At 60.7% G+C, this 24,562-nt stretch carries 22 protein-coding genes; 8 read left to right on the plus strand and 14 right to left on the minus strand.

The annotated features are described in order from the left end of the window. Window positions 1-72: 72 nt before the first annotated feature. The 3 genes from sixA to B348_RS0101050 are packed head-to-tail and all read right to left on the minus strand — an operon-like array spanning window position 73 to window position 1,902. Window positions 73-522, minus strand: coding sequence for a phosphohistidine phosphatase SixA (gene sixA, locus B348_RS0101040; RefSeq protein WP_017734315.1), 450 nt, complete (start codon window positions 520-522; stop codon window positions 73-75). Beyond that, window positions 519-866, minus strand: a complete 348-nt coding sequence (locus tag B348_RS0101045; RefSeq protein ID WP_017734316.1) for a DUF4389 domain-containing protein — start codon at window positions 864-866, stop codon at window positions 519-521. Before B348_RS0101045 ends, sixA begins: the two co-directional genes overlap by 4 nt. Window positions 867-876: 10 nt before the next feature. Then, window positions 877-1,902 carry an NAD(P)H-dependent glycerol-3-phosphate dehydrogenase gene (locus B348_RS0101050; RefSeq protein ID WP_017734317.1) on the minus strand — a complete coding sequence of 342 codons (1,026 nt, stop codon included), beginning with the start codon at window positions 1,900-1,902 and terminating at the stop codon, window positions 877-879. 195 nt (window positions 1,903-2,097) lie between these two features. Here B348_RS0101050 and B348_RS0101055 point away from each other — a divergent pair, with 195 nt between their 5' ends. The 5 genes from B348_RS0101055 (at window position 2,098) to fabB (ending at window position 9,043) form a co-directional block, all read left to right on the plus strand. Then, window positions 2,098-4,218: a TonB-dependent receptor plug domain-containing protein gene (locus B348_RS0101055; RefSeq protein WP_371105850.1), complete on the plus strand. Its 2,121-nt coding sequence runs from the start codon at window positions 2,098-2,100 to the stop codon at window positions 4,216-4,218. A 1-nt stretch (window position 4,219) separates the two neighbouring features. Beyond that, complete coding sequence (locus B348_RS0101060; protein ID WP_026136461.1) at window positions 4,220-5,149, plus strand: ABC transporter substrate-binding protein; 930 nt, start codon at window positions 4,220-4,222, stop codon at window positions 5,147-5,149. Then, window positions 5,146-7,047, plus strand: a complete 1,902-nt coding sequence (locus B348_RS0101065; protein WP_017734320.1) for an ATP-binding protein — start codon at window positions 5,146-5,148, stop codon at window positions 7,045-7,047. Before B348_RS0101060 ends, B348_RS0101065 begins: the two co-directional genes overlap by 4 nt. 248 nt (window positions 7,048-7,295) lie before the next feature. Continuing rightward, complete coding sequence (gene fabA, locus B348_RS0101070) at window positions 7,296-7,811, plus strand: 3-hydroxyacyl-[acyl-carrier-protein] dehydratase FabA (protein WP_017734321.1); 516 nt, start codon at window positions 7,296-7,298, stop codon at window positions 7,809-7,811. 11 nt (window positions 7,812-7,822) lie between these two features. Then, the gene (gene fabB, locus B348_RS0101075; RefSeq protein WP_017734322.1) at window positions 7,823-9,043 is read left to right on the plus strand and encodes a beta-ketoacyl-ACP synthase I; all 1,221 of its coding nucleotides are present in this window, start codon (window positions 7,823-7,825) and stop codon (window positions 9,041-9,043) included. A 169-nt stretch (window positions 9,044-9,212) separates the two neighbouring features. Here fabB and B348_RS0101080 read toward each other — a convergent pair whose 3' ends face one another. After that, a complete protein-coding gene (locus B348_RS0101080) occupies window positions 9,213-10,838 on the minus strand; it encodes a methyl-accepting chemotaxis protein (protein WP_017734323.1) in 1,626 nt (541 codons plus the stop codon). Between the two features lie 210 nt (window positions 10,839-11,048). Between B348_RS0101080 and B348_RS0101085 the strand changes: the two genes are divergently transcribed. Next, the gene (locus B348_RS0101085) at window positions 11,049-11,465 is read left to right on the plus strand and encodes an OsmC family protein (RefSeq protein ID WP_017734324.1); all 417 of its coding nucleotides are present in this window, start codon (window positions 11,049-11,051) and stop codon (window positions 11,463-11,465) included. Window positions 11,466-11,529: 64 nt separating this feature from the next. Continuing rightward, window positions 11,530-12,396: a pirin family protein gene (locus tag B348_RS0101090; RefSeq protein ID WP_017734325.1), complete on the plus strand. Its 867-nt coding sequence runs from the start codon at window positions 11,530-11,532 to the stop codon at window positions 12,394-12,396. A 181-nt stretch (window positions 12,397-12,577) separates the two neighbouring features. Here B348_RS0101090 and B348_RS0101095 read toward each other — a convergent pair whose 3' ends face one another. The 4 genes from B348_RS0101095 to B348_RS0101110 all read right to left on the minus strand — a co-directional run bounded on the left by B348_RS0101095 (window position 12,578) and on the right by B348_RS0101110 (window position 16,286). After that, window positions 12,578-13,300 carry a dienelactone hydrolase family protein gene (locus tag B348_RS0101095; RefSeq protein WP_017734326.1) on the minus strand — a complete coding sequence of 241 codons (723 nt, stop codon included), beginning with the start codon at window positions 13,298-13,300 and terminating at the stop codon, window positions 12,578-12,580. A 66-nt stretch (window positions 13,301-13,366) separates the two neighbouring features. Further along, window positions 13,367-15,271: a molecular chaperone HtpG gene (htpG, locus tag B348_RS0101100; RefSeq protein WP_026136462.1), complete on the minus strand. Its 1,905-nt coding sequence runs from the start codon at window positions 15,269-15,271 to the stop codon at window positions 13,367-13,369. Between the two features lie 89 nt (window positions 15,272-15,360). Continuing rightward, window positions 15,361-15,813: a PaaI family thioesterase gene (locus B348_RS0101105; RefSeq protein ID WP_017734328.1), complete on the minus strand. Its 453-nt coding sequence runs from the start codon at window positions 15,811-15,813 to the stop codon at window positions 15,361-15,363. Continuing rightward, window positions 15,810-16,286, minus strand: coding sequence for a PaaI family thioesterase (locus tag B348_RS0101110; RefSeq protein ID WP_017734329.1), 477 nt, complete (start codon window positions 16,284-16,286; stop codon window positions 15,810-15,812). Before B348_RS0101110 ends, B348_RS0101105 begins: the two co-directional genes overlap by 4 nt. A gap of 158 nt (window positions 16,287-16,444) precedes the next feature. Here B348_RS0101110 and B348_RS0101115 point away from each other — a divergent pair, with 158 nt between their 5' ends. Continuing rightward, window positions 16,445-16,696 (plus strand): hypothetical protein, encoded by a 252-nt coding sequence (locus tag B348_RS0101115; protein ID WP_026136463.1) that lies wholly within the window; start codon window positions 16,445-16,447, stop codon window positions 16,694-16,696. A gap of 90 nt (window positions 16,697-16,786) precedes the next feature. On the opposite strand, the gene B348_RS0101120 is transcribed toward B348_RS0101115, so the two are convergent. From B348_RS0101120 to odhB, 6 genes are all read right to left on the minus strand, one after another. Further along, window positions 16,787-17,524, minus strand: a complete 738-nt coding sequence (locus B348_RS0101120; protein ID WP_017734331.1) for a DUF599 domain-containing protein — start codon at window positions 17,522-17,524, stop codon at window positions 16,787-16,789. Between the two features lie 248 nt (window positions 17,525-17,772). After that, on the minus strand, window positions 17,773-19,086 hold the full coding sequence (gene brnQ, locus B348_RS0101125) for a branched-chain amino acid transport system II carrier protein (protein ID WP_017734332.1): 1,314 nt from the start codon (window positions 19,084-19,086) through the stop codon (window positions 17,773-17,775). A 438-nt stretch (window positions 19,087-19,524) separates the two neighbouring features. Continuing rightward, window positions 19,525-20,406, minus strand: a complete 882-nt coding sequence (sucD, locus tag B348_RS0101130; RefSeq protein WP_003172813.1) for a succinate--CoA ligase subunit alpha — start codon at window positions 20,404-20,406, stop codon at window positions 19,525-19,527. Further along, window positions 20,406-21,572, minus strand: coding sequence for an ADP-forming succinate--CoA ligase subunit beta (sucC, locus tag B348_RS0101135; protein WP_017734333.1), 1,167 nt, complete (start codon window positions 21,570-21,572; stop codon window positions 20,406-20,408). The genes sucD and sucC overlap by 1 nt, the downstream gene beginning before the upstream one ends. Before the next feature lie 204 nt (window positions 21,573-21,776). Beyond that, entirely contained in the window at window positions 21,777-23,213 is a 1,437-nt protein-coding gene (gene lpdA, locus B348_RS0101140) for a dihydrolipoyl dehydrogenase (RefSeq protein WP_017734334.1), read from the minus strand. A 99-nt stretch (window positions 23,214-23,312) separates the two neighbouring features. Next, window positions 23,313-24,533 (minus strand): 2-oxoglutarate dehydrogenase complex dihydrolipoyllysine-residue succinyltransferase, encoded by a 1,221-nt coding sequence (gene odhB, locus B348_RS0101145; RefSeq protein ID WP_017734335.1) that lies wholly within the window; start codon window positions 24,531-24,533, stop codon window positions 23,313-23,315. Between the last annotated feature and the right edge of the window lie 29 nt (window positions 24,534-24,562).

Genomic DNA, 24,562 nt, shown 5'->3' on the forward strand with positions numbered 1-24,562 from the left:
GTGTGGTCCGATCATAGCCAACCAAGCACTTGCTTGGCTGACTATATAGCACACACAAAGCAGCGATCCAGCCTACGGACTCTTCACGCTGACCAGGCTCATCAGCCCCGCCAGCGGAAAATCCCCTTCCAGTTCCGCGAGGCTCGCGGTGTGCATCGGTTGCGGTTGGCGCTGATGGCCATGCTGCAAAAAGCTGATCAGGCTGCCCACCAACGGCTGATGGCTGACCAGCAGCACGTTGTCATCGGTGTCGAGCTGTTCCAGCACTTGCAGCGGGTTGCCCTCGGGGGTCAGCCACGGCACCGTGCGGATCTCCGGTTCAAAACCGAGGGCCTGGCGCACCAGTTGTGCGGTCTGCTGCGCCCGCACATAGGGGCTGGCGATGATTGCACTGAGGGGCTGGCCGATCAGGTGCGCAGCACTGCGCAACACTTCGCCACGGCCATGTTCGGTGAGGTTGCGCTCGGCATCCGTGCGGGCATGCCCTTCGGCCTCACCGTGGCGCAGAATCCACAGCTTCACAGTTTTGGCTCTTCATCGCGCACCGGGTGCGGTGCCGGCGGCACGCTGTGGGCGGCTTCGCCCTCCGGTGCGCGCGGGGTTGGCCAATCGGCGAACGGCCACGGCTTTTGCTCGGTGTGGAAGCTGCCGAAGCGGCCGATCTGCGCGAGGAACTGACTGAGGCTGTCGCCAAAGTTCATCAGGCCCAGGTTGGGCGCGCCGTACACCAGGCGGTAGATCAGTTGCACCACCACCAAGGCGCCGAGCAGGAACTGCGCGACCTGCCACACCAGGGCAAACACCAGCATCCAGAGGATGCGCAACACAATGGATTCGTACTTGGGCGCTGCTTTCGGATCGTTCATGACGCGTTCCTCAGTTGAAACCACTGGTGGAAATAAAGTCGACATCGGTTTTCGGTTCGGCGCGCATCAACAACTCGATGACCTGGTTCAAGGTGCGCCCTTCAAACAGGATCGCGTGCAACCCGGCGACCAACGGCATATACACGCCGACTTCCTGGGCCTTGGCCTTCAGCACCTTGAGGGTGTTGACGCCTTCGGCCACTTCGCCCAGGCGCGTCACCGCGTCTTCCAGGCTCAAGCCCTGGCCCAGGGCGAAACCGACCTGGTAGTTGCGGCTTTTCGGCGACGAGCAGGTGACGATCAAGTCGCCCACGCCGGCCAGCCCGAGGAAGGTCATCGGGTTGGCGCCCTGGTTCACTGCAAAACGGGTCATCTCGGCCAGCGCACGGGTGATCAGCATGCTCTTGGTGTTTTCGCCCATGCCCAGCGCCACCGCCATGCCGGCGATGATCGCGTAGACGTTTTTCAACGCGCCGCCCAGTTCGACACCAAAGCGGTCGCCACTGGCGTAGACGCGGAAGGTGCGGCCATGCAGCACGGCCTGGACCCGCTCGCACAGCTCTTCGTCTTCACTGGCGATCACCGTGGCGGTCAACGCGTGCTCGGCGACTTCCCGCGCCAGGTTCGGCCCGGACAACACGCCAATGCGCGCCTGGGGCGCGATCTCGGTGAGGATTTCACTCATCAGCATAAAGGTCTGCGCCTCGATGCCCTTGGTCAGGCTGACCAGCAGCTTGCCGGCCAGGCGTTCGGCATGGGGCGCCAGGACCGAGCGTAGGGCGCTGGACGGCAGCGCGACGAAGCACAGGTCGCAGTCCGTCAGGGTCGCCAGCAAGTCCGTCACGGGTTCGACGGCCGCGTGGATTTTGATGCCTTTAAGGTAACGAGGGTTTTCGCGGTTTACCCGGATGGCCTCGGCCTGCTCGGGATCACGCATCCACTGGCGCACCGCGTGGCCGTTTTCGGCCAGCAGGTTAGCCACGGCGGTGCCAAAACTTCCGCCTCCGAGGACCGCAATAGGGCGCTGTTCAGTCATATGCAATCCGTTAATCCATACCAGTGGCGATGGCCGCATTATACGGAGCGACCCGCTTGCGGCCAGCCCCCGCGTCAATTCGTGGGTTTGTCAGAAAATGCCACGTCTGTGTGAAGTAATTGCAAGTCCTACGACTGGCAAATGGCCCGACCTCAGTTAACATGGGCGGCTATCCGCAATTATCAAGGCCGTTCCGTGCATTTGGGCCCCTCTCCCCGTTCATCTCTGCTGTTGATGCTGCTGTGCAGCGGCACGGTGCTGGCCGACGATCTGTTCCTCGACAGCCAACCGCTGCCACAGGTACTGACCGCCACGCGCCTCAAGCAATCGGCCGCCGCCGTGCCGGGCAGCATGACGGTGATCGACAGCGAGTTGATCAAGGCCAGCGGCGCGCGGGACATCAGCGAACTGCTGCGCCTGGTGCCGGGGATGATGGTCGGCTACACCACCGGCAATCAGGCGGCGGTGAACTACCACGGCACCAGTGCCAGCGATGCGCGGCGCATGCAGGTGTTGATCGACGGGCGCTCGGTGTACCGCGCGGGCCTGGCGACCGTGGACTGGAGCGACATTCCAGTGGCCATGGAAGATATCGAGCGCATCGAGGTGTTCCGTGGCCCGAACACCGTGAGCTACGGCGCCAACGCGCTGATGGCGGTGGTCAATATCCTCACGCGCTCGCCGGCCAACAGCCAGGGCACGCGGGTGAAAGTCATCCGCGGTGGGCGCGGGATCAACGACTTCTACGCCAGCCAGGGCGTGCGCTGGGACACCGGCGACTTGCGTTTGTCCCTGTCGGGGCAACAAGACGACGGCTTTGACAGCGATGCCGCCGGCGCCGACCGCCGTGACAGCCGCCGCCTCAACCGCTTCAGCCTGGCCGTGAGCCAGACGTTGAACGCGCAGCAAAGCATCGACTGGCAACTCAACGCGAAGGAAGGGACCAACCAGCGGCCCTATACCTACACACCGGTATTCGCCGGGATTACCGAAGGTGGCAACAATTCCGACGTCGCGGCCAAGGACTACGCCGCGTCCCTGCGCTGGAACTTCGATTTCAATCCCGAACACAGCCTGTATATCCAGGGCTCGGCGCAACAGTGGGATCGCCAGCAGATCTGGAAGGCCTGCGACGCCAAGGTCTCGTTCAGCCCCGAGCTGACCCGATTGTGGCAACTCAACCCCAACTACGCCGAACAGCTGGCGCGGCACATGGACAGCTACAGCCAGGGCGTCGCGCCGCCGGGCAGCGCCGACGAGCAAGCGCTGGGCAACCAGGTCCTGGACCAGTGGCGCGACGGTGCCCACCAGAGCGTGTGCGGCGACATCAACCAAAGCACCCGCGAAAGCCGTTACGACCTGGAGATTCAGGACACCCTGAGCCTGTCCGACAGCCTGCGCCTGGTCAGCGGTGTGAATTATCGCTATGACCGCGCCGACTCCGACACCTACTTCAACGGCACCCTGGACGACACCACCTGGCGCCTGTTCGGCCAACTGGAATGGCGCGCCAGCGAGCACTGGCTGTTGCAGGGCGGGGCGATGTTCGAAGACACCCACCTGAGCGGCAGCTCGCTGACGCCACGAGTCGCGGTCAACTACCTGATCAACCCGCGCCACGGTTTGCGCGCGGTGTATTCCGAGGCGATCCGCTCGCCGGACATGTTCGAGAACAACGTCAACTGGAGCTACCGCGTCACCAACCTCAGTTCACCAGCCTACGGGCAGAACACCGGCCAGTACTTTGTGGTGACACGCGGCCCGGGCAACCTCGACAAAGAGCTGATGCGCTCGCGGGAACTGGGCTACAACGGCTTCTTCGCCGACCTCGGGCTGAACCTGGACGTGAAGCTGTTCTACGACGAGATCACCGAGATGATCAGTTCGCCGCTGCGCAATAACCAGTACATTGCCAGCAACGCCAACAGCTCGCGGTTTACCGGCGCCGAATCCCAGTTCGATTGGCGCATGAGCAACGCCGACCGCCTGCGGCTGACCTATGCTTACGTCGACGCCACCACCAGCAACCCCAGGGACAAGGCCCAGACCGCGCGCAACAGTGGCTCGGCCGGCTGGCTGCGGGAATGGGGCCGGGGCTGGTCCAGCGCGCTGTTCTATTATGGCGACGATGCGCTCAACCAATATCGCTTCGAACGGGTCGACCTGCGGGTGGCCAAGCGCATTGCCCTGGGCAAAGCCAACGTGGAGCTGGCCGGCATGTTGCAACAACGCCTCGACAACCAGCCCACCACCTGGGCCGACAACCACTACGACTCGCGTCACGTGCTCTATTTCAGTGCGGAGCTAGAGTTCTGACATGGGCGCCCAGTCAAGGATGACCCACGTCTGCACGCCACGGTCATGGCAGCGCGCCTTGCTGTTGCTGTGCCTGCTGTTCACCGCACCGACCTGGAGTGCCGAGATCCTGCTGACCGCGGCCGAAGGCAGCGCGGGTGTGCAAGCCTTCACCGAGGCGCTGGCCAAGGAACGTCCGGACGACCACGTGACCTTCGCCCCGCTCAAGGACTTGCCTGCACCGAGCCACCTGCCGTCCGGCACGCGCTTGATCCTGCTGGACCTGGCCAGCCTCGACTGGCGCCTGCAAGACACCCAGGGCCCGCCGACCCTGGTGCTGCGCATCAGCCGCCTGCAAGCCCGGCAACGCCTCGGCAGCCACGTGCCGGCGAGGATCAGCCTGCTGTGGAGCGACCCACCGCTCGCGCGCCAGTTGCACCTGATCGCCAGCATCCTGCCCCAGGCCCGGCGCATCGGTGTGCTCTACGCGGCCGACAGCGAATTCCTGCTGCGAGAGCTGATTGAATACGCCACGCCCATGGGCCTGGAAGTGGTGCCGCAGCTGTGGGACAACACCAACGACAGCCGCCCGTTGCAAAACCTGTTCAAGAGCAGTGATGTGCTGCTCGGCCTCGACGACCCGCAACTCTACAACCCGAAAACCGCGAAGAACCTGCTGCTGAGCAGCTACGCCCGGCAATTGCCGCTGGTGGGGCCCAATGCCGGATTCGTCCGCGCCGGCAGCCTGGCCAGCACCTACAGCGACCAGAGCGATTGGCTGGCAGTGCTCGACCGCCTGCTCGACCAGCCACCGGCCACCTGGCCCCGCACGCTGTACCCGGAACACTTCAAAGTCGCGGGCAACCCGCAAGTCGCACGCTCGCTGGGGCTCGAAGAGGTGGATGAAGCCCACATCGCCGCCCGGCTGGCCGAAGGAGAAAAACGCCCATGACCCTGCGTCGTCGTTGGGATATCAACACCCGCACCCAGCTCATCACCCTGGGCCCGGCGCTGTTGCTGACGTTGCTGTTGATCAGCTTCTTTACCTTCGTGCGTATCCAGGATTTGCGCCAGGAACTGGACCACACTGGCCAACTGATCGCCAACCAGCTGGCGCCCGCCACCGAATACGGGGTGATCTCCGGCAACAACGATGTGCTGGAGAGCCTGTTGCGTGCGACATTGGCGACGCCCCATGTGCGCTTCCTGGAGATCCAGGACAGCGCCGAGAACATCCTGGTGTATGTCGAACAACCGTCGGAAACCCATGACCGGTCGCTGTCGGTCAAAGTCTTCCAGGCACCGATCCGCCTGCAACACATCCAGCTGGGCAATGATTTCTTCCAGGACAACCTCAACGAACCCAAGGCGCCCCGCGCGGATTACCTGGGGCGGGTGATCGTCGGCATGTCCAACGATGCGTTCAGCCAGCGCCAGCAGGAAATCCTCTTCAAGGCGGGCATCCTGGCGCTGTTTGCCCTGCTGTTTACCTTTCTGCTGGCGCGGCGCCTGGCCGCGAGCCTGTCGCAGCCGATCAGCGCCATGGGCCACGCGGTCAAGGCGATCCAGCAAGGCGACTACAAGACACCGCTGCCGATTGTCGATGACTCGGAGCTGGGCGACCTGTCGCGGCATATCAACAACCTGGCCGAGGGCCTCAACCAGGCCAGCCGCGAGCAACATCAGGCCATGGCCCAGTTGATCCAGACCCGTGAAGAGGCGGAACGGGCGAACAATGCCAAGTCGGATTTCCTGGCGATGATGAGCCATGAGCTGCGCACGCCGATGAACGGCGTACTGGGCATGTTGCAGCTGCTGGAAACCACCGAGATGACCGAGGAGCAGACCGAATACGCGGCGCTGGCCTCCGAGTCCACCGAGCATTTGCTCAAGGTTATCAACGACATCCTCGACTTCTCGCGCATCGAGCGGGCTGCCTTGGAGCTGGAGCACATTCCGTTCAACCTGGCCGACCTGATCAACAGCTGCGCCCAGGCCTTCCAGCACAGTGCCGTGCAGCGCGGGCTGGTGTTGGAGCTGCTGATTCCGCCAGGCATGGCCGCCCTGCAAGTGCAGGGTGACCCGACCCGCATCCGGCAAATCCTGGTGAACCTGATCGGCAACGCCTTGAAGTTCACCGAGCAGGGCAACGTGACCATCGAGCCGCAGTGGCAACCCCTCGACCACGAACTGCTGTGGTTCACCTGCACCGTGCGTGACAGCGGCATTGGCATTTCGGCCGAGCGCCTGGAGCTGATGTTCGACGCGTTCCAGCAGGCCGACAGCTCCATCTCCCGACGCTACGGCGGCACCGGCCTGGGCCTGCCCATCGCCCGCACCCTGGCCGAACGCATGGGCGGCACGTTGCGCGCGCAAAGCGAAGAAAACCGTGGTTCGGTGTTTACCCTGGAAATCCCCCTGGCCATCGACCAGCAATACTTGCCGCTGACCGCCGCCGACGCCGAAGGCAAAAGCAGCGCCGGCGATGGCCGCCATGTGTTGCTGGTGGAGGACAACCCGGTCAACCGCACCGTGGTTGAGGCCATGCTGCGCAGCCTGGGCTTTGAAGTCAGCCTGGCCATCGACGGCGCCGAGGCGATCCGCAGTGCCGAAAGCCTGATTTTCACCGCGATCCTGATGGACTGCCGATTGCCGCTGATCGATGGCTACGAGGCGACCCGGCAGATTCGCCAGTTGCCGGGCTGCGCCGACCTGCCAATCATCGCCCTCACTGCCAACGCCTTGCAGGGTGACCGCGAAGCTTGCCTGGCCGCCGGAATGAACGATTACCTGGCCAAGCCATTCAAACGCACGGATTTGCAGCAAATCCTGCAACGTTGGGTGCAATAGCGCCGCGCCATCAGCCAACTCCGACTGGCGTGAAAGACGAAAGTGCGGCAGTCTTAGGCACCCAAACGGACCGATAAACAGGCCCGGTTTAAAATTTCAGTGAACAAGTGTACATTCAGTGCCTTGCCGCTGTGACTTTCACTACAACGCAATAGTCTATGTGTAGGCTGCCGGTATGAGGCGTAACGCTTCAGTCGGTTCGGGAAGATTTACCCTACCCTGCCGCATGGGATTATTGAGGAGCTCGCATGACCAAACAAAACGCCTTTACCCGGGAAGACCTGCTGCGCTGCAGTCGCGGTGAGCTGTTCGGCCCAGGTAACGCGCAACTGCCCGCCCCGAACATGCTGATGGTGGATCGCATCACCCATATCAGCGAAGAGGGTGGCAAGTACGGCAAAGGTGAATTGGTCGCCGAGCTGGATATCACCCCGGACCTGTGGTTCTTTGCCTGCCATTTCGAAGGCGACCCTGTGATGCCAGGCTGCCTGGGCCTTGACGCCATGTGGCAGCTGGTCGGTTTCTTCCTCGGCTGGCAAGGCCTGCCGGGTCGCGGTCGCGCCCTGGGTTCGGGCGAAGTGAAGTTCTTTGGCCAGGTCCTGCCGACCGCCAAGAAAGTCACCTACAACATTCAAATCAAGCGCGTCCTCAAGGGCAAGCTGAACCTGGCCATCGCCGATGGTTCGGTGAGCGTCGACGGTCGCGAGATCTATACTGCCGATGGCCTTCGTGTCGGCGTATTCACTTCCACTGACAACTTTTAAGGGTTATCCGCATGCGCCGCGTCGTTATCACTGGTCTGGGCATCGTTTCTTGCCTGGGCAATGACAAAGAGACCGTCACCGCTAACCTGCGTGCAAGTCGCCCTGGCATCCGCTTCAACCCGGAATATGCCGAAATGGGTCTGCGTAGCCAGGTTTCCGGCTCCATCGACCTGCCCCTCGAAGAACTGATCGATCGCAAGATCTATCGCTTCGTCGGCCACGCTGCCGCCTACGCCTACCTGGCCATGAAAGACGCCATCGCCGACTCCGGCCTGAGCGAAGACCAGGTTTCCAACGTACGCACCGGCCTGATCGCCGGTTCGGGCGGCGCATCGACCCTCAACCAGATGGAAGCGCTGGACATCCTGCGCGAAAAAGGCGTGAAGCGCGTTGGCCCGTACCGTGTCACACGGACCATGGGCAGCACCGTTTCGGCCTGCCTGGCCACGCCATTTGCCATCAAGGGCGTGAACTACTCGATCTCCTCTGCCTGCGCCACCAGTGCTCACTGCATCGGTACTGCGGTTGAGCAGATCCAGTTGGGCAAGCAGGACATCGTGTTCGCCGGCGGCGGTGAAGAAGAACATTGGAGCCAATCGTTCCTGTTCGACGCCATGGGCGCACTGTCCACCCAGTACAACGAAACCCCGGAAAAGGCCTCCCGCGCCTACGACGCCAAGCGTGACGGTTTTGTCATCGCCGGCGGTGGCGGCATGGTGGTGGTCGAGGAGCTGGAACACGCTCTGGCCCGTGGTGCCAAGATCTACGCGGAAATCGTCGGTTACGGCGCCACTTCCGACGGCTACGACATGGTTGCGCCAAGCGGTGAAGGCGCCATCCGCTGCATGCAGATGGCAATGTCCACCGTGGATACCCCAATCGACTACCTGAACACCCACGGCACCTCGACTCCGGTCGGCGACGCCAAGGAAATGGAAGGCGTGCGTGCGGTATTCGGCGACAAGGCCCCGGCCATCAGCTCCACCAAGAGCCTGTCGGGTCACTCCCTGGGCGCCGCCGGCGTTCACGAAGCGATCTACTGCCTGCTGATGATGGAAGGCAATTTCATTGCCGGCTCGGCCAACATCGATGAACTGGACCCGGCCGTCGCTGACATGCCGATCCAGCTCAAGACCGTTGAAAACGCCAAGATCGACACCGTGATGAGCAACAGCTTCGGCTTCGGTGGCACCAACGCCACCCTGGTGCTGAAACGCTGGCAGGGCAAGTAAGACCTGTCGCTTGATTGCATGAAAAAGCCCCGACTGGTTCGGGGCTTTTTTACGGGTGAAGGTTTCTGGACCGAGTCGCCTGCATCGCAGGCAAGCCAGCTCCCACATTTTGATTTGTGAATACATTCAAAGGTGGGAGCTGGCTTGCCTGCGATGGGGCCCTCCCGCCCTACACCGAAAACCGCGCCACCAGGGTGTTCAAGTCCACCGCCAACCGCGACAACTCCTGGCTCGCCGCACTCGTCTGGTTCGCCCCGGTAGACGTCTGATGCGCCAGATCACGAATATTCATCAGGTTGCGATCCACCTCCCGCGCCACCGCCGCCTGCTGCTCTGACGCACTGGCGATCACCAGGTTGCGCTCATTGATCAGGGTAAACGCTGACGCAATCGCCTCCAACGCTGTCCCCGCCGATTTAGCGATATCCAGCGTGGCGTGTGCCCGCGTGTTGCTGTGCTGCATGGAACTGACCGCTTGATCGGTGCCCTGCTGGATCCCGCTGATCATCAGCTCGATTTCCTGGGTCGACTGCTGTGTGCGATGGGCCAGCGCCCGCACTTCATCGGCCACCACCGCAAACCCGCGCCCGGCGTCCCCGGCCCGTGCCGCTTCGATGGCCGCGTTGAGCGCCAACAGGTTGGTCTGCTCGGCAATCGAACGAATCACATCCAACACCTTGCTGATGCCATAGACCTTTTGCGCCAAGTCCTCGACCTGCGTGGCGTTGGCGGTCACATCCGAGGCCAGCGCCTCGATTGACACCACCGTCTGCTGCACCTGCTCGCGCCCCTGTTGGGCGATGCGGTCGGACTCGCGAGACGCCTGGGACGTGGCCACCGCGTTGCTCGCCACCTCCTCCACCGCTGCCGTCATCTGATTGACCGCCGTCGCCGCCTGCTCGATTTCCTGGTTCTGCTGGTGCAGGCCACGGGTGGCATCCTCGGTCACGCAGCTGAGTTCCTCGGAGGCGGAGGCCAGTTGGTTCGACGATTCGGCGATCTGCCGGATGGTGTCCCGCAGGTGTTCCTGCATGCCCTTGAGCGCTTGCTGCAACCGCGCGGGCTCGTCCTTGCCGGTGATGTTGATCTCGCCGGTCAAATCGCCGCTGGCCACGCCCTGGGCGACTTTCAGCGACTGCGCCAGGGGCAGCACGATGCTGCGGGTCAGCCACACGGCCAGGCCGATGGTGATCAGCGCTGTCAGGGCAATCATGCCCACCACCCAGCTGCGCGACTGGCTGAACACACTCTGCGCCACGCTGGCGGCCAGGTTGGCATTGGTTTTGTTGAGGTTGACCAGGTCATGCAGGGTGACGGCCATTTCGTCGGCAAGGCGATTCATCTCACCGTTGACCACCTTGATCGCATCGTCCAGTTGATCGGCCTTGGAAAAACCCATCACCTGCTCCTGACGTTGCAGGTATTGCAGCTCCTGGGCCTTGAAGCGGTCGAACAGCGTGCGCTCCTCGGGCAGCACGATCAACGCTTCGTACAAGCCCTGGGCCTGGTGCAGGCCGTTCTTGAGGTCGCCGAGCTTCTGCTCGTTCTGTGCCAGCGCCTGGGGGTCGCGGTTGAGCAACAGGCGCAGGGTCAGCGCACGCACGCGCAACAGGTCCTGGCTCATCTCCCCCACCGCCATCACGCTGGGTAGCCAGTTGTTCTCCACCTGGTCCGACTGCTGGCGCATATTGGCCATCTGCAACAGGGCGAAGCCGCCCAACGCGAACACCATCAACGCCAACACACCAAAGCCCAGGCCGGCGCGCGGGGCGATATTCAGACTTCTGATACTCATGCCTTGGTTCCTTCCAAATGCGCTGCATCCATTTGCAGCTGGCTGCTCTTGAAGGTATCGGCCCTTGCGCCACTTTGCGTAAGACGAAAACGCGATATAAACCCCTAGCACAATCGCGACGAAACTGATTGTAGAAAACAGGGAACACCCGCACGCGCCCATGCTCTATAACTGCATGACCTTCATCCTGCCCATCTTGTGAGGTTTGCCATGCCCGTTACCGTCAATACGCTCAACCACGACAACTTTCGCCACAGCGTGAATATCAACCACCACGAGCTGTTCACCGACCTGCCCAAGAGCCTGGGTGGCGATGACTCGGCGCCTTCCCCTCACGACTACTTCGACGCCGCCCTCGCCTCCTGCAAAGCCTTGACCGTGAAGCTCTACGCGCAGAAAAAGGACATCCCGCTCACCGGCGTGACCGTGGAAGTCACCCACGACGCCACCGAAGAGCAAAAAGGCAAATACAAGCTCAACGTCAAGCTGACCCTCAAAGGCGTGCTCACCGATGCCCAGCGCGACGAGCTGCATCGCGTGGCCGACCGTTGCCCGGTGCACAAGCTGATGACCACCGCCGAGATCAGCATCGACACCACCTTGTCGGAAGGCGCCTTCAGCCAGTAGCAGCAACATCCCGGCGAGCGGGTTATGCTCAACGCCATCTAACCCGCTCAGACTGGGACCTGCCATGACCCCCCTTACCGTGATCCGCCCACGCCCCGAAGACGTGGAAGGCCAGCCGATCCTGCGCCCGCTGCCCTCGCGCGAATGCCGCAGCGTCGGGCCTTTCGTGTTTTTCGACCATATGCTGCCAACCCGCTATGCGCCGGGCAGCGGCATGAATATCCGCCAGCACCCGCATATTGGCCTGTCTACCCTCACCTACCTGTTCGAAGGCGCCTTGCAGCACAAGGACAGCCTGGGTTCGGACCAGGTGGTGCAGGCCGGCGACGTCAGCTGGATGACCGCCGGCAGCGCGATTGCCCACGTCGAACGCACGCCCGAGGCCGTCAAGGCCGCAGGATTCAGCCTGCACGGCCTGCAAGTATGGCTGGCGTCGCCCAAGGATCACGAGACCGGGCCGGGCCACTACAGCCATCACCCGGCGGCGAGTCTGCCGCTCAGTGACAACCTGGGGGTACAGGTTCGCCTGATCGCGGGCAATGGCTTCTGCCTGAAGTCACCGGTGCCGGTGCTGTCGCCGACCCTGTATGCCGAAGTGCGGATGCAGACGGCCACCACCCTGCTGATTCCTGACGAGCATGAGGAACGGGCGGTGTATGTGCTGGACGGCGAAGCGCAACTGGACGGTGAGCCGCTGGAGGTACACAGCCTGGTGGTGTTGCCACAGGGTCAGGAGATGGCGCTGTTTGCCGAGACGGAGTGCCATCTGGTGGTGTTCGGCGGTGCGCCATTGGATGGGCCGCGGCGGATCAATTGGAATTTCGTGGCGAGTGATCCGGCGGTGATCGAGCAGGCAAGGCAGCGTTGGGCGGCGGGGGATTGGCCGACGGTGCTGGGGGAATCTGAAAGGATTGAGTTGCCGGTGAGATAGCCATCGCGGGCAAGCCCGCTCCCACATTTTGATTTGTGAACACATTCAAATGTGGGAGCTGGCTTGCCTGCAATAGGGCCAAAAAAATCAGCCCTGAAACACTCCCACATTTTGATTTGTGAACGCATTCAAATGTGGGAGCTGGCTTGCCTGCGATGAGGCCAGTACAGGCGCCGAAAAATCAGCCCGCGAACACTTCATCCAACAAATCATGCATCGACTTGAACGCCCGCTTGGCCGTCTTCGCGTCGTACATCATCTTGCCCGGCACATTGGCGTGCGGGTCGGTGAAGGAATGCACCGCGCCGCCGTAGCTCAGCAATTGCCAATCCACCCCAGCCGCGTTCATTTCTGCTTCAAACGCTGGCAGTTGCTCTCTCGGCACCAATGGATCGGACGCGCCATGCAGCACCAGCACTGACCCCTGGATGTGCTTGGCACCTGCCGGGTTCTGGGTGTCGATGGTGCCGTGGAACGATACGGCAGCCTTCAGCGGTGCACCGGTACGCGCCAGCTCCAGCGAGCAGAAACCACCGAAGCAGAAACCAAAGGTCGCCAGCTTCGCCGTATCCACCTCGGCCTGGGCCTGCAGTTGTGCAAAGGCCGCCTGCATGCGCTTGAGCAGTTCCGGATTGTCATTCTTCAACGGCATCATCGCCGCGCCGGCTTCATCGCCATTCGACGGACGCACGGTTTGCCCGTACAGGTCGGCGATCAGCACCACGTAGCCTTTACTGGCCACGCTCTTGGCGATCTCTTCGGCACCCGCACTCACCCCCATCCAGTTCGGCGCCATCAACAGGCCCGGCAGCGGGCCCTGGTGGCTGGCATCGAACGCCAGGCGGCTTTCGTAGGACTGGCCATCAAGCTGATAGACCACGGAACGCACAGTGACTTGGCTCATCATTTACTCCAGTTGAGGTGCACGAGAACGAAAAAGCCCGCCGAAGCGGGCTTTTCTACAACGGTGTCAGACCGACAGTTCAACCAACAGCTTGTTCAGGCGGCGCACGTAGGCGGCCGGGTCCTTCAAGCTGTCGCCAGCGGCCAGGGCCGCCTGGTCGAAGAGGATGTGCGACAGGTCGCCAAACCGCTCTTCGCTCTGCTCGCCATCGAGTTTCTCGATCAGCGGGTGAGCCGGGTTGAATTCGAAGATCGGCTTGGAATCTGGAACCTTCTGCCCGCTGGCTTCGAGGATCTGGCGCATCTGCATGCCCAGGTCCTGCTCGCCGATGGCCAGGATCGCCGGGGAATCGGTCAGACGGTGGGAAACCCGCACTTCACTGACGGCATCGCCCAGGGCGGTCTTGATTCGTTCAACCAGGCCTTCTTTGGCCTTGGCGACTTCTTCGGCTTCCTTCTTCTCTTCTGCGGAGTCCAGGTTACCCAGGTCCAGGTCACCACGGGCCACGTCGACGAACGACTTGCCGTCGAACTCGCTGAGGTAGCTCATCAGCCACTCGTCGATACGGTCGGTCAGCAGCAGCACTTCGATGCCTTTCTTGCGGAAGACTTCCAGGTGCGGGCTGTTCTTGACCTGGGCGTAGGTTTCGCCGGTCAGGTAGTAGATCTTGTCCTGACCTTCCTTGGCGCGGGCCAGGTACTCGGCCAGGGACACCACCTGCTCGCCGCCCTCTTCGTGGGTCGAAGCAAAGCGCAGCAGGCCGGCGATTTTTTCCTTGTTGGCGAAATCTTCAGCCGGGCCTTCTTTCATGACCTGACCGAAGTTTTTCCAGAAGCCCTTGTATTGCTCAGGCTCGTTCTTCGCCAGCTTTTCCAGCATGTCGAGCACGCGCTTGGTCAGCGCCGACTTCATGGAGTCGATGATCGGGTCTTTCTGCAGGATTTCCCGCGACACGTTCAGCGACAGGTCATTGGAGTCGACCACGCCTTTGATAAAGCGCAGGTACAGCGGCAGGAAGGATTCCGCCTGGTCCATCACGAACACGCGCTGCACGTAGAGTTTGAGGCCCTTCGGCGCTTCACGCTGGTACAGGTCGAACGGCGCGCGGGCCGGTACGTAGAGCAGCGAGCTGTATTCCAGCTTGCCTTCGACCTTGTTGTGGCTCCAGCTCAGCGGGTTCTCGTAGTCATGGGCGATGTGCTTGTAGAACTCCTGGTATTCCTCGTCTTTGACTTCGGTACGAGGACGGGTCCACAGAGCGCTGGCGCGGTTGATCACTTCCCATTCCTGGGCAGGTTTTTCTTCACCTTCGGCAACAGCCTGTTCTTTCGGCAGCTCGATGGGCAAAGCGATATGGTCGGAATACTTCTTGATGATGTTGCGCAGGCGGTAGCCGTCGGCGAACTCATCTTCAGCGGCTTTGAGGTGCAGCACGATGCGGGTGCCACGGTCAGCCTTGTCGATAGTGGCGATTTCAAATTCGCCCTCACCTTTGGACGACCAGTGCACGCCCTGGCTGGCGTCGAGGCCGGCGCGACGGCTGAACACTTCAACCCTGTCGGCAACGATAAAGGCCGAGTAGAAGCCCACGCCGAACTGGCCGATCAGGTGCGAATCTTTCTTCTGGTCGCCCGACAGGCTCTTCATGAAATCAGCGGTGCCGGATTTGGCGATGGTGCCCAGGTGGGTAATCGCGTCTTCACGGCTCATGCCGATGCCGCTGTCTTCGAGGGTGACGGTCTTGGCGTCCTTGTCGAAGCTCACACGGATTTTCAGTTCGGCGCCGCCTTCCAGCAACTCAGGCTTGGACAGGGCTTCGAAACGTAATTTGTCGACAGCGTCAGAGGCGTTGGAGATCAATTCGCGAAGGAAGATTTCCTTGTTGGAATACAGCGAATGGATCATGAGGTGCAGCAGTTGCTTCACCTCGGTCTGGAAGCCCAGGGTTTCCTTTTGAGTTTCCACGCTCATGGTCATCAAACTCCAATTGGATGGCAGTGGCCGCGTTCTCAATGATTGGCGGCGGGTTGTCATCCAAGTTGGGGGCTAAGGCCAGGATTTCAAGGGCGGCTTGGTTCCTCGATCTTGAAATGCGCGCGAGCCGTGGCAATCGGTTCCGCCGCCGTGCTCTGCCAGGCGGTGATCGCGACATTCGCCACCCGCCGGCCTTGGCGCCACACCTGGCATTTGGCGTAAGTGTCGCGAAACTGCCCGGCGCGCAGGTAATCCAGGGAGAAGTCGATGATTTTCGGCAGGCCCGGCGCACCGGTGAATACCAGCAGGTGCAGCGCCGCCGACAGCTCCATAAAGCCGGCAATCACCCCGCCGTGGAGCGCCGGCAATATCGGGTTACCAATATTGTCCTTGCTTGCCGGCAGGCGAAACAGCAGCTCATCCCCGAGGCGGGTGCATTCGATGCCGATCAGCTTGGCGTAGGGGATCAGGCCCAGCAGTTCGTCGTAGTTGCCGCGCGCATGGGCCTGTTCCAGGCGGGTCTTGAATCGATGTGTCATGCCTGCTCTCCCTTGATCGCGCTGCCCAGTCCTTGCGTGCCCTTGAGACGCTTGCCCATACGCATGAACGTGCCCACTACATGGGCGATGGGCTGCTGTGGATCGTCCTGGTAGGCGAAGCCACGGGTGAAAATCACGTCGGTGGTGACGCGGTAGCATTGGGCGAAGCCAAACACGGGTTTATGGGGCTCGGCCGGGTGCATGTAGTCGATACGCAGGTCGAGGGTCGGGCACACCTCGAACTCGGGCAAGACACATAAGGTCGCCATGCCGCAGGCGGTGTCCATCAGGGAGGTCAAGGCGCCACCATGGATCACACCGGTATTGGGATCACCGACGAGATGGGGGGCGTAGGGCATGATCAACGTGATGCCCTCCCCGCTCGCGTGATAAGCGGTAATACCCAACACCTGGCAATGGCGCAAGGCCGATACAAAGCGCGTCGCGCGCTCTAACAAAGGGTTTTCGGTCATTCGTTCGGGACTCTTATTAGTGTGGATCGACAAAATCGGTGGCGCGGGCAAAAGTTCCTTTAAGTCAGCGGTTTATATATCTGTGAAACAAAAGGAACTAATGCCGGAGCCCCATGCTCGAAAGGCCAGTAGATATCTTCAATAAGGAGAAACACCCCATGCGCAAGACTTTAGCTATTTCCATGATGCTCGCTGCTGCCCTCGGTCTCGCTGCCTGCGACAAAAAATCCGAAGACAAAGCCCAAGACGCCGCTGCACATTCCGAGCAAGCTCAGAAAGACATGGCGAAGGCTCAGGATAAAGTGAACGACGCTGCGAAAGAAAACGCCGAAGCTGCCAAAGCTCAGGCTGAATCGAACGCCGCCGCTGCAAAAGAAGCTGCACCTGCTACACCAGCCACCGGTTCTTGAGACCGCGGCTAGCAATAGCACTGCTGCAAAAAGAAAGCCCGCTTAGATAGCGGGCTTTACTTTGTCTGCCGTTTTTACTTGAAGCGTTAGTTAAACCGCCTCTTTTACCGCCTCTGGCAGCGGCGTGTCGGTCTGCGTATACACCATCACTTGCAATACGTCGGAATGAAACTCCCGGCGGTAAAGCACCAACACCACCCCGCTGCTCATCAACATGAACAACCAGGGGCTGACAAACCACGCCAACATGGTCATGCCAAAATAATAAGAGCGCAGGCCAAAGTTGAACTGGTTGGCCGCCATGGAAATCACCCGCGCCGCCCGCAGGGCGAACGCCTTGCGCTCCTGCTCCGACACATGCCGCTCACCGATCATCGGTGCCGAACCCACCAGCACGGCCGCGAAGTTGTACTGGCGCATGCACCAGCTGAAGGTGAAGAAGGCGTAGACAAACACCAGTGCCAGGCACAGCAACTTGATCTCCGACATGCCCTGGGACGCCTGCTGCACCATGGGAATGTCCGCCAGCAACGACACCGCCCGCTCCGAGGCCCCGAGCACGGTGAGAATACCGGCAAGGATGATCAAGGTGCTGGAGGCGAAGAACGAGGCGTTCCGCTCCAGGTTGCCGATCACGCTGGCGTCGGCGATGCGGTTGTCGCGCATCAGCATGCGGCGCATCCAGTCTTCGCGATACAGGTGCAGCACGCTGGCCAGGCAAGCCGTGTCCCGTGCTTTCCAGGTGGCATAACGGGTGTAGCCGCCCCAGCACAAGACGAACCAGAGCGCGGCAAGCAGGTGGATCAGATTGGTTTCGATGAACGACATGCGGGCCCCTATGACGAGCGCGATCAATGGGGGAGCTGGCTTGCCTGCGATGGCGTCTGTTCAGTCACTGCTGAGTTAACTGGCATACCGCTATCGCAGGCAAGCCAGCTCCCACACTGACTGCGTTTCAACTTGAAATTTTCTTAACCTGTTCGACGTTAGCCCAAGCGAAAAGACACTGCCTGACAACCAAAAAAAATGCCCCGTATCGATTGATACGGGGCATTTCGGTAGCGCCTTTTAGCCGATCAAGCGATCGCTTCACTGCGCTTGCCGAGCAGCAGATCAACCCCAAACGCCACCACCAGGGTCAAAAACGACGGCACCAGCCACGCCAGGCCCTGCTCGCTCAGCGGCAGATGCGCCAATTGCGCCGGCATCCAGTCGGCCAGGCCAGCGCCTTTGAGCGCATCGATGCAACCAAAGATGAACGACACCAGCATCACCGGGCCGACAATGCGGCCCTGTTCATTCCAGAAGTCTTTGCAGAAGCTCAAGGCCACCAGCACGATGCACGGCGGGTAGATCGCCGTCAGTACCGGGATCGAGAACGCGATCAGCTTGGTCAGGCCCAGGTTGGACACGAACAGCGAGAACAGCGCCAGGATCACCACCAGAGTCTTGTAGGAAAGCGGCAGGACACGGCTGAAGTACTCGGCGCAGGCACAGGTCAGGCCTACGGCAGTGACCAGGCACGCCAGGGAGATCAACACGGCCAGGAAACCGCTGCCCAGGGAACCGAAGGTGTGCTGCACGTAAGCATGCAGCACCGCTGCGCCGTTGGTCGCGCCGGCGGCAACGGCATGGCTGCCCGAGCCCAGGCGGAACAGGCTGAAGTACACCAGGGCCAGGCCCACGCCGGCAATCAAGCCCGCAATGATGGCGTAACGGGTGATGAGCTTGGGCGACTCGACGCCACGGGAGCGGATGGCATTGACGATCACGATGCCAAACACCAGGGCGCCCAGGGTATCCATGGTCAGGTAGCCCTGGATAAAGCCTTGGGAAAACGGCGCGGCCACATATTCCGGGGTAGCGACACCCACGTCACCGGCCGGCAAGGCGAATGCAGCGATACCGAGGATCGCCAAGGCGATGATCTTCAGTGGGGCGAGGAAGCGACCCACGGTATCCAGGAGTCGACCTGGGTACAGGGAAACGAAGAACACCACCAGGAAGTACACCGAGCTGTAGAGGAACAGCGCCAGCGGGCTTTCGCCAGTCAGCGGCGCCAGGCCCACTTCAAAGGACACGGTCGCGGTACGCGGGGTGGCGAACAGCGGCCCTACCGCCAGATACGCCGCCGCCGCGAGCAGGCCACCGGCGATCTTGCCGATCGGGCTGCTCAACGCGTCCATGCCGCCGCCGACCTTGGCCAGGGCGATCACGGTGACCACCGGCAAACCCACTGCGGTGATCAGGAAGCCCAGCGCTGCCATCCAGACATGAGGCCCGGACTGCAAACCAACGATAGGCGGGAAGATGATGTTGCCGGCGCCCACGAACAGGGCAAAGGTCATAAAGCCCAACGCCAGGATATCCTGGCTTTTCAACACTTTCATTTCGGGAAATACCACACTACTGAATCGGAATTTAGAGAGGGATTCCCTATGGATGAGGGAAATACTGCCAGCCCTGATGGGGGCCGACCGGTCTAGCGCGGGGCTTCCTTTTGGGAGGCACACGCATAAAGAGGCGGCTAGGTTACAGAATTTGGCTGACAAACGCACTGTTGCGGGGCGCACTGTCCGATAACCGACATTCAAATGTCGCGTTTTCATACTTAACGTGGCAATACATTCCCCTGTGGGAGCCGGCTTGCCTGCGATAGCGATCTGTCTGTGCCAAATGTGTTGGCTGACACACCGCTATCGCAGGCAAGTTCAAGCCAGCTCCCACATTTGACCGAGTAGATCCCACAACAAATGGGTAAACCCAGAAAGCACAAAGGCCACCCGAAGGTGGCCTTTGCTTGGTAACGCGTCAGCTAAGCGCGAGGCTTACTTGACAGCCCAACCAGTCAGCTCGGCCAGGGCCTTGCCGATGTCTGCCAGCGAACGCACGGTTTTAACGCCTGCGTCTTGCAGTGCAGCGAATTTCTCGTCTGCAGTGCCTTTGCCGCCAGAGATGATTGCGCCAGCATGGCCCATGCGCTTGCCAGCAGGGGCAGTCACACCAGCGATGTAGGAAACAACCGGCTTGGTCACGTGTGCCTTGATGTAGGCAGCCGCTTCTTCTTCAGCCGAACCGCCGATCTCACCGATCATCACGATCGCTTCGGTCTTCGGGTCTTCCTGGAACAGTTTCAGGATGTCGATGAAGTTCGAACCTGGGATCGGGTCACCGCCGATGCCGACGCAAGTCGACTGACCGAAACCGGCGTCAGTAGTCTGCTTAACAGCTTCGTAGGTCAGGGTGCCGGAACGGGAAACGATACCGACTTTACCTGGCAAGTGAATGTGACCTGGCATGATGCCGATCTTGCATTCGCCTGGAGTGATCACGCCTGGGCAGTTAGGGCCGATCAGGACTACGCCCAGCTCGTCGCACTTAACTTTAGCGTCCAGCATGTCCAGGGTAGGAATGCCTTCGGTGATGCAAACGATCAGCTTGATGCCGCCGAAGGCTGCTTCCAGGATCGAGTCCTTGCAGAAAGGAGCTGGAACGTAGATCACGCTGGCGGTGGCGCCAGTGGCAGCTACAGCGTCTTTCACGGTGTTGAACACTGGCAGGCCCAGGTGCTCGGTGCCGCCTTTGCCAGGAGTTACACCACCAACCATCTTGGTGCCGTACTCGATGGCTTGCTGGGTGTGGAAACTACCTTGGGAACCGGTAATGCCCTGGCAGATAACTTTGGTGTCTTTATTGATCAGGACGCTCATTATTTGCCCTCCGCAGCTTTAACAACTTGTTGAGCAGCGTCGGTCAGGCTGGTAGCCGCGATGATGTTCAAACCGCTTTCTGCCAGTACTTTAGCGCCCAGTTCAGCGTTGTTGCCTTCAAGGCGAACAACAACCGGGATTTTCACGCCGACTTCTTTCACTGCACCGATGATGCCTTCGGCAATCATGTCGCAACGAACGATGCCGCCGAAGATGTTGACCAGTACTGCAGCGACGTTGGAGTCGGACAGGATGATCTTGAAGGCTTCGGTTACGCGTTCTTTGGTAGCACCACCGCCCACGTCGAGGAAGTTGGCTGGTTTGCCGCCATGCAGGTTGACGATGTCCATGGTACCCATGGCCAGGCCAGCACCGTTGACCATGCAACCGATGTTACCTTCCAGGGCTACGTAGTTCAGTTCGAACTTGGCAGCGTGCGCTTCGCGCGGATCGTCTTGCGACGGATCGTGGAAAGTCTTCAGCTTAGGCTGACGGTACATGGCGTTGGCGTCGATGTTGATCTTGGCGTCGAGGCAATGCAGATCGCCGTCAGCCTTGATCACCAGCGGGTTCACTTCCAGCAGGGCCAGATCGTGATCCTGGAACAGTTTGGCCAGACCTACGAAGATCTTGGCGAACTGGGCAACTTGCTTGCCTTCCAGACCCAGCTGGAAAGCCAGCTCGCGACCCTGGAATGGCTGAGCGCCAACCAGTGGATCGATAGTGGCTTTCAGAATTTTTTCTGGGGTGTCATGGGCGATCTTCTCGATGTCCACGCCACCTTCGGTGGAAGCCATGAACACGATGCGACGGCTCGAACGGTCAACGACAGCGCCCAGGTACAGCTCTTTAGCGATATCAGTGCACGATTCAACCAGGATCTTGGTGACTGGCTGGCCATTGGCATCAGTCTGGTAAGTCACCAGACGCTTGCCCAGCCACTGCTGTGCGAAGGCCTTGGCGTCTTCTTTGCTGCGAACCAGCTTAACGCCGCCCGCTTTACCGCGACCACCAGCGTGGACCTGGGCTTTGACAACCCACTCGGTACCACCGATTTTGTCGCAAGCTTCTGCTGCTGCTTCCGGGGTGTCGACTGCGAAACCCTGGGATACTGGCAGGCCGTATTCAGCGAACAGCTGCTTACCCTGATACTCGTGAAGATTCATGCTTTTTACCGTCTTCGTTAGGTACTGCGCATTCGGCGCTGCGCTCATTATGAGTGCCGCGCCACCTGTGACTGCTGCTTGCGCAACTTGCGGGGCTCAAGGCCCGTAAAGCTGCGCAAGGCTGCGTCCAGCGGATATTCCGCGGTGAGTCTTGCGCGCAAGGCTCACGACGGGCAACTCCGCCGTGGTTTCTTATTATCTCGCTTAGCGCTTCTTGCGGTTGGCGATGTGGATGGCGCCGCCATTCACTGCCAACGCCGCTTCGTGCAACGCTTCGGACAGGGTCGGATGGGAGAAGACCATCATGCCCAGGTCCTCGGCACTGGTGCCGAATTCCATACCGATCGCGCCTTGCTGAACCAGTTCTGCAGCGCTCGGGCCAATCACGTGGACGCCCAATACGCGGTCAGTCTTGGCATCAGCGATGACTTTGACAAAACCACCGGTGTCGTTCGCTGCCATGGCACGGCCAGAAGCGGCAAACGGGAAGGTGCCGACGTTAACTTCAACGCCTTCAGCTTTCAACTGCTGTTCGTTCTTGCCGACCCATGCAATTTCCGGGTGGGTGTAGATAACCGATGGGATCAGGTCGTAGTTCATCTGGGTTTTGTGGCCCTTGATGCGCTCGACAACCATGATGCCTTCTTCGGAAGCCTTGTGCGCCAGCATCATGCCGCGAACCACGTCACCAATGGCGTAGACGCCAGGCACGGAGGTTGCGCAGTGATCGTCAACGTGCACGTAGCCGCGCTCGTCGAGGCTCACGCCGCTGTCAGCGGCCAGCAGGTCGGTGGTCACTGGACGGCGACCAACGGCTACGATCAGCTTGTCGAAAGTGATGGTTTTTTCGCCATCCTTGTCGGTGTAGTTGACCACAACTTCTTCGCCGTTGACTTTCGAACCGGTCACGCGAGCGCCCAGTTTGATGTCCAGGCCTTGTTTGGTCAGGGTTTTCAGCGCTTCCTTGGAGACAGCGGTGTCGGCAGCCAGCAGGAACGTGTCCAGGGCTTCCAGAACAGTCACTTCAGCGCCCAGGCGGGACCATACCGAACCCAGTTCCAGGCCGATCACGCCAGCGCCGATCACGCCCAGACGCTTAGGTACAGCCTGGAATTCCAGGGCACCGGTCGAATCAACGATCACGTTGTTGTCGACTGGAGCCGGTGGAATGTCGATTGGGCGCGAACCTGGTGCCAGGATCACGTTCTCGGCTTCGATGATTTCGGTCGAACCGTCTGGCTTGGTGATTTCAACTTTCTTGCCGGCCAGCAGCTTGCCGTGGCCTTGCAGGGAAGTCACGCCGTTGGCCTTGAACAAGGTCGCAACGCCGGAAGTCAGGCCCTTAACGATGTTGGCTTTACGGCCGACCATTGCTGGCACGTCCATGGTCACGCCAGCATGGTTGATGCCGTGGATCGCGAAGCCGTCTTGGGCTTCGTGGAATTTCCAGGAGCTGTCCAGCAGCGCCTTGGAAGGAATGCAACCGACGTTCAGGCAAGTACCGCCCAGCGCCAGTTTGCCTTCCTTGTCGGTGTATTTTTCGATGCAAGCAGTCGAGAGGCCCAGTTGTGCGGCCTTGATCGCGGCAACGTAGCCGCCAGGGCCTGCACCAATCACTACGACGTCAAATTTCTGTGTCATGAAAATAGATCCTCTATTTGCGACAAGCTTTTAGCCGCAAGCCGCAAGCCAAGCTGCTTTTTCCTACAGCTTGTAGCTCGCAACTTGCAGCTGCTTATATCAGATATCCAGCAGCAGGCGAGCCGGGTCTTCCAGCAGGTTCTTGATGGTCACCAGGAACGTCACGGCTTCTTTACCATCGATCAGGCGGTGATCGTAGGACAGTGCCAGGTACATCATCGGGCGGATCACGACTTGGCCGTTGATGGCCATCGGACGCTGGATGATGTTGTGCATGCCCAGGATCGCAGCTTGCGGCGGGTTGACGATCGGGGTCGACATCATCGAACCGAAAGTACCACCGTTGGTGATGGTGAACGTACCGCCGGTCATCTCGTCGATGCTCAGCTTGCCGTCACGGGCTTTCTTGCCGTAGCCGGCGATGCCGCCTTCGATTTCAGCCAGGCTCATCAGCTCGGCGTTACGCAGAACCGGTACTACCAGGCCACGGTCGCTGGACACGGCAACGCCGATATCTGCATAGCCGTGATAAACGATGTCGCTGCCGTCGATCGAAGCGTTGACGGCCGGGAAGCGTTTCAGCGCTTCGGTGGCCGCTTTCACGAAGAACGACATGAAGCCCAGGCGCACGCCGTTGTGGGACTTCTCGAACAGATCCTTGTACTTCGAACGCAGGGCCATGACTTCGGTCATGTCGACTTCGTTGAAGGTGGTCAGCATCGCCATGTTCGACTGTGCTTCAACCAGGCGCTTGGCCACGGTGGCACGAACGCGGGTCATCGGTACGCGCTTCTCGGTGCGGTCGCCAGCAGCGAACACAGGCGCAGCGGCAGCCGGGGCAGCAGCCTTGGCCGGTGCGGCGGCTGGAGCGTTTTTCTTCGCTTCAACAGCAGCAACCACGTCTTCCTTGGTCACGCGGCCGTCTTTGCCGGTGCCTTTGATGGAAGCCAGGTTGATGCCGTTTTCTTCAGCCAGTTGACGCGCGGCTGGAGCAGCGATCGGGTCTTCAGCGCCAGCAGCCGGAGCGGCAGCAGGAGCCGAAGCAGCCGGTGCAGCGGCGGCTGGAGCAGCGGCAGCAGCGCTGCCCTCTTCGATCGAACCCAGCACCTGGTTCGACAGGACGGTAGCGCCCTCTTCAGCCACGATTGCGCCCAGTACGCCGTCAGCCTCGGCCAACACTTCCAGCACGACTTTGTCGGTCTCGATGTCGACGATCAGGTCGTCACGCTTGACGGCCTCGCCTGGTTTCTTGTGCCAGGTGGCAACGGTGCCATCGGCAACCGATTCCGGGAATGACGGGGCTTTGATTTCGATAGCCATTATCTGTGTGTCCTTAAAATTCGGTTTCA

The sequence above is a fragment of the Pseudomonas sp. CBZ-4 genome (assembly GCF_000346755.1).
GTDB lineage: Bacteria > Pseudomonadota > Gammaproteobacteria > Pseudomonadales > Pseudomonadaceae > Aquipseudomonas.